This window comes from Pedobacter caeni, from assembly GCF_900129215.1.
GTDB lineage: Bacteria > Bacteroidota > Bacteroidia > Sphingobacteriales > Sphingobacteriaceae > Pedobacter > Pedobacter caeni.
In genome coordinates this window covers 1072612-1079012 of sequence record NZ_FQUQ01000004.1, presented here as the reverse complement: position 1 = coordinate 1079012, position 6401 = coordinate 1072612, and the positions used below count along the sequence as shown (strand labels likewise).

Genomic DNA, 6401 nt, shown 5'->3' with positions numbered 1-6401 from the left:
TCCATATAGGACCGTAGAAGACTACTACGTTGATAGGTTACAGATGTAAAGGTGGTGACATCAAAGTCGAGTAATACTAATAATCCGAAGCTTTCAAGAGCAATAAACTGTTGTTTGTTCTTCCTAACTTAACTTCTTTCAATAATATGTCACTGTTTGATGGTGGGATGCGAAAGCATGATCACTGATAAAAGATCAAACAATAAAAATATTTAGGTGCCTATATCGGTGGTGTCTACCTCTTCCCATTCCGAACAGAGAAGTCAAGCCCACCAGAGCCGATGGTACTGCGGTAACACGTGGGAGAGTAGGTCGGTGCCAAATCTTAAAGTAAGCCTGTAGGAAACTACAGGCTTTTCTTGTTTATCAGCTTTTTTCGCTTTTTGCTCAGAGATCCTAGTTAGCCCCTGATATTCCCTTTAAGGAATAGAGGCGATCAGATTTGTGTTTAGAACCGCTGGTTTATGGGATTTCTGAATTCTCAATGGCAGCTCTGCCATCTCTTTTATTGGTTCTAAAGCCTGGCTTTGGAGACCACCATTGCACCTTATTTAAAACTTATTCTTTGATCTGCTGTTGTTACCATATAGTGCCAAATATTATGTCGGAAGAACTACCTTTTAAGGGCCTTAATTGCGAATAAAATAATATCGAAACGATAAAATATGCAATTTTTGGTTATCTTTGGAACTAATTTAAAACATAAAAAACAATGAGTTTTTTCGCAGAAAAAAGAAGGGAAGTGATGCTGCACATTGAAGGTTATATGCTGGATATGATGGACACCTACTTGAAACCGATTGACACTAATTGGCAACCGTCTGATTTCCTGCCTGATTCAACCAGTGAAACATTTTTTCAGGATATAAAGCTATTACGTGAGAATGCTGATGGGTTATCTTATGACCTTGTTGCAGTATTGATCGGTGATACCATTACAGAAGAGGCTTTGCCTACGTATGAATCATGGTTGACAATGGTGGATGGCATCACTAAAAATGAGCAAGGTGGATGGATGAAATGGGTACGTCATTGGACTGCTGAAGAGAACAGACACGGAGACTTATTAAATAAATATCTTTATCTGTCAGGACGCGTTGATATGCGCCAGATGGAGATCTCTACCCAGTATTTAATTGCAGATGGTTTTGATATTGGAACAGGTCATGATCCATATAGAAACTTTGTATATACCAGTTTTCAGGAATTGGCAACAAATATTTCCCATAGAAGGGTAGCCTCAATGGCAAAAAAAGATGGAGATGCCTTATTGTCTAAAATGTGTGGTGTAATTGCTTCTGATGAGGCACGTCATGCTAAAGCATATAAGGACTTTATGGCGAAAATCTTTGAAGTGGATCCCAATGAAGCAATGATTGCTTTTGAAGATATGATGCGCAAAAAGATCGTCATGCCTGCACACTTCTTGCGTGAAATGGGACTTAAGATCGGACAAACTTTTGGACACTTTACAGATGCTGCACAACGTTTAGGCGTATACACTGCCGTTGATTACGTGGAAATTATGCAACAGCTGATTGAAGAGTGGAAACTGGAAAGCATGCGCGATTTAAATGAAGCAGGTGAAAAAGCACGTGATTATATCATGGCACTTCCTAACAGATTGTTACGTGTGGCAGAACGAATGAAGAATCCTACAATGGATTATAAATTTAGCTGGATACACTCTTAGTATACACTTCTTATCATAACAGAAAAGCCCGGATAGTTTTATCCGGGCTTTTCTGTTATAGCCTATTTTTCAGTTGTCCTTTCAACCTTTTGTAGTACTTCATTTTCTGGTATTTCTTGTGCATTCTTCTTGATATATGTGTATAACTATGTATAGTTGTGTTCATAATTAGAGTTTTTCATACAAATAATTGAATTATTTTAATATTAATTGGTAACATATTAAAATATTTTATTAAGTTTATTAAACAAACAATTTTTTATGAAGATTAAACTTGTAAAAGCATCAGAGTTGAAAAGCGAGATTTTAAAGAAGCTTTACTATGAAAATGCTCTTTCATGTGCAGAACTAAGTACCCTTTTTGGTAGAAGCTTGCCAATTATAATGAAAGCTATCAATGAGCTGATTGAGGAAGGATTTGTACTGGAAGTAGGCTATGCCCCTTCCAGTGGTGGGAGGAGACCTTTGACTTATGCTGTTAAACCTGATGCCATGTACATTATGGCGATTGCGATGGATCAACTTTCGACCAGAATTACCATCGTTGATCTAAACAACAAACCTGTTGCCGAAGTAGAGATGGTAGAACTGCTGTTGAATAATAATGCCATCGCACTGGATAAATTGATTGAATACATCAATGCTTATATTTTAAGAACTGGAATTGAGAAGGAACGGATCCTGGGCATAGGAATAGGAATGCCCGGTTTTGTGAGCGCGGAACAGGGAATCAATTATTCCTATCTGGATGCGCAGGGGCAGAGTCTGAACGATTATATTTTTAAGGCTACCGGTTTACCTGCTTACGTAGCAAATGATTCCAGTGTGATCGCTTTGGCTGAACAGAAATTTGGTGTTGCAAAAACTCAGGAAGAAGTAATGGTGATTAACCTGGGCTGGGGAATTGGTCTGGGCATGATCGTTAAAGGTGAGGTCTTCAGAGGCTATGATGGTTTTGCCGGAGAGTTTAGTCATATCCCTTTGTTTGAGGATGGGGCTTTATGTATTTGTGGAAAACAAGGTTGCCTTGAGGCAGAAGCATCTATGCTGGTTGTAGTGGAGAAAGCAAAAGAAGGGATTAAACAGGGCCGTCTGTCTACGTTGCAGTCGGTGATTAATGACCCGCTGAAACTAATGGGGGATGCGATCTTTGAAGTGGCAGCAACAGGCGATCCCTTCGTAATTGAATTGCTTTCTGATGCTGGCTACAAGATCGGTAAAGCTTTGGCTATTCTGATTCATATTATGAATCCAAAAACGATTGTACTGAGCGGGAGAGGAGCAAAAGGCGGTAAAATTATGATGGCTCCCATTCAGCTGGCATTAAATAAATATTGTATCCCAAGGCTGGCAGCAAACATAGAAATCCTCATTTCGGAACTTGGTTTTGACGGAGAGATCATTGGTGCTGCTGTATTGGTGATGGAAAACTTTAATCAGGAAAAATTAATTATAAACACTAAAAGAATTCAAATGAATACATAAACATAACAATCAACCCAACTCTATTAACCTAACCCAACCACTAACTTACAATGAAAAAATCATTACTATTGACCGTAGTAATGCCCTGTCTTGCGCTGGGAGCTTTGGCTTCCACTGCAAATCATGGTGCATTAAGAATTCGATCTTTGACCGGGATCGAGCTCGTAAAAAAAGCAGAAACCATTAACGGAACCGTAAAAGATGCCAAGGGCCAACCTCTTGCAGGTGTTAATGTTTTGCTTAAAGGAACAAAAATTGGCACTTCCGCAGATGGAAATGGTAAATTCAGCATACAAGCCAATATTGGCGATGTATTGGTGATCAGCTATCTTGGATACACGACAAAAGAAGTCACCATTAGTTCCAAACAATTAAATATCGTTCTTGATGAAGATGCACAACAACTTGGTGAGGTTGTGGTGACTGCACTCGGAATTAAGAAATCAGAAAAGTCAATCACCTATTCCAGTCAGCAGTTATCAGGATCTGAATTAACCAAGGTTAAAAGTGATAACCTGATGAACTCTCTTAACGGTAAAATATCTGGGGTAACCATTTCTCCCAGTGCTTCTGGTGTAGGTGGTTCCGCTAAAGTCATCCTTAGGGGTAATAAATCAGCTGGTGGTAACAACCAGCCTTTATATGTGATTGATGGAGTGCCGATCTCCAATGGCTCCAATGGCAATGGCCAGCCTACCAATACTTTTGGAACAAATGTTGGACAAGGTGGAGCTGGAACCACGCCTCTTAGTGCAAGTCAGGATGGAGGAGATGGAATCTCAAACCTGAATCCGGACGACATTGAAAACATCACGGTATTAAAAGGAGCTTCCGCTTCGGCTTTATATGGTAGTCAGGCACAGAATGGTGTCATCATGATCACCACAAAAAAAGGAAAAGCAGGAAAAACAATCGTCAATTATTCTTCTTCGCTTACCTTGGATCAGGTAGCTTACAAACCGAAGTTCCAGGATAGCTATGGAGAAACCAAAGCCGGCGCAACAGACAGCTGGGGTGCTAAGGTGAATGGCGCAGCTGATAATGTATCCTCCTTTTTCCAAACCGGAAGAAACTGGACGAATTCCATTAACCTTTCCGGTGGTACTGAAGCTGCACAAACCTATTTCTCTTATTCGAACACTGCTGCCAGGGGAACTCAACCCAATAACGACCTTTCCAGGCATAATGTTAACCTTCGGGAGAGTGCAAAGTTTTTTGATAACAAATTAAGTCTTGATGGAAATGTAAACTATATTTCACAGACGATACAAAACAGTCCTGGAATGGGTTTATACCTGAATCCCTTAACTGGTTTGTATTTGTTTCCAAGAGGCAAGGATCTTTCTCCTTATAGAAACCAATTCGAATTACCTGCAGTAGTAGGTGGTAACGGTGCCCCGGTTCAGAACTGGCCTTTTGATCAGGATGTACAACAAAACCCATGGTGGGTTTTGAATAGGAATCTGAACGAATCCAAAAGAAACAGAATCCTTTTGAACGCCAGTGCAAAGTATGAGTTTACCAACTGGCTAAGCTTACAGGCCCGTGGAAGTATTGACCGGACCAATGATAAATTTGAACAGCGTCTGTACGCGGGAACACATGCGGTATTGGCTAAGAAAAATGGCCAGCTGCTCATGAGTGACCAGACACTTGAGCAAAAATATGCAGATTTATTACTGAATTTTTCTGTTCCGGGAGAATCTGATTTGAAAATAGATGGAGTATTGGGAACCAGTATTACAGACTCTAAGGTTGTGGGAACACGGACTGGTCCGGATGCAAATAACACCTATACGGAACCAGGATTAACAATTCCTAATATCTTTTTACCTGAAAACATCGCAACAGCTGCCGGAGGTCCTCCGACATTGACTTTACCTAATAACCACAGTCAAATCCAGTCTTTATTTGCAAGTGCAAATTTTTCTTATAAAAACTGGGCATTCCTGACCCTTACCGGAAGAAGTGACTGGTCCTCAAACCTGGCCTTTACGCCAAATAAATCCTACTTCTATCCTTCCGCTGGTTTATCTGTTATTTTGAACCAGGCACTAACTTTACCGGAAGTGATCAGTTATGCTAAAATCAGGGGTACTTTTGCACAGGTCGGAAATACAGTTCCTCCTTATGTGACCAGACCTTTAACACATATGTTCATCGGTGGTGGTGTTCTTTTGAACTCTGTAGCGCCATTCCCTAAATTGAAACCTGAGAAAACAAACTCTTTTGAGCTGGGTGCAGACCTTCGTTTTCTGGAGAATAAGTTAAGCTTCAGTTTTACCTATTACCGGTCGAATACTTTGAATCAGTTTATTCAGGTGATACCAGCTTATACCACAACCTTCTCGATGGGATATGTGAATGCCGGTGATATTCAAAATTCAGGTTTCGAATTTAACTTAGGCTATGATGTTATTAAAAACAGCAATTTTAACTGGACGACCTCATTTAACGGTTCAGCCAATAAGAATAAAGTAATTGATGTAGATTCCAAAAATGGAATAAACCGTTTTGTATTGACACCTAACCGCAACAATAATTACGAATCAGTTTTGACTACAGGAGGTTCCTTTGGTGATATTGATGGGGTTACCTTTCAACGTGATGAACAGGGCCGGATTAAAATCGGTGCTGATGGAAAGCCAATGGTGAATCAAGGGTTTAATTACCTGGGAAATCCTAACCCTAAATTTCAATTGGGATGGAGCAATAGTTTCGACTATAAAAATTTCAGCCTGAGTTTCCTGGTAGACGGGAAATTTGGCGGACAGGTGCTTTCTCTTACAGAGGCTATACTGGATGATTATGGAGTATCTAAAGTTACCGGAGAAGCAAGAGATAGGGGAAGTGTAAATATCAATGGTGTGAATGCTGCAACAGGAGCTCCGATTAGTAGTGTTGACCCTACATTATGGTATACTACTGTAGGTGGGCGTGATGGCATTACGGAAAATTATGTCTATAGCGCAACAGTAGTTCGTTTACGTGAAGTATCTCTGGGATATAGCCTGCCTTTTACTAAAGGATTTGTGAAGAATTTAAGGATTTCTCTGATTGGAAGAAACCTCTTATACCTTCATAAAAAAGCTCCTTTTGATCCTGACGTTACGATGTCAACAGGTAATGGACTTTCTGGTGTGGACGTATTTAGTCAGCCGGCAACACGCAACATTGGTTTTAACCTGAATCTTACCCTATAGATTATTCAATTTTAAAAAAG

Annotated in this window: 3 protein-coding genes and 2 rRNA genes; all 5 read left to right on the top strand. The window is 40.0% G+C overall.

The annotated features are described in order from the left end of the window. Positions 1-100: ribosomal RNA gene (locus BUC20_RS24040) — 23S ribosomal RNA — on the top strand; the annotation flags it as partial. A 112-nt stretch (positions 101-212) separates the two neighbouring features. Beyond that, positions 213-324, top strand: a 5S ribosomal RNA gene (gene rrf, locus BUC20_RS24035). A gap of 388 nt (positions 325-712) precedes the next feature. After that, entirely contained in the window at positions 713-1693 is a 981-nt protein-coding gene (locus tag BUC20_RS24030; protein ID WP_073233858.1) for an acyl-ACP desaturase, read from the top strand. 261 nt (positions 1694-1954) lie between these two features. Next, on the top strand, positions 1955-3178 hold the full coding sequence (locus BUC20_RS24025) for an ROK family transcriptional regulator (protein ID WP_073233855.1): 1224 nt from the start codon (positions 1955-1957) through the stop codon (positions 3176-3178). A 50-nt stretch (positions 3179-3228) separates the two neighbouring features. Further along, positions 3229-6381 carry a SusC/RagA family TonB-linked outer membrane protein gene (locus BUC20_RS24020; RefSeq protein WP_143166892.1) on the top strand — a complete coding sequence of 1051 codons (3153 nt, stop codon included), beginning with the start codon at positions 3229-3231 and terminating at the stop codon, positions 6379-6381. Positions 6382-6401 lie beyond the last annotated feature (20 nt).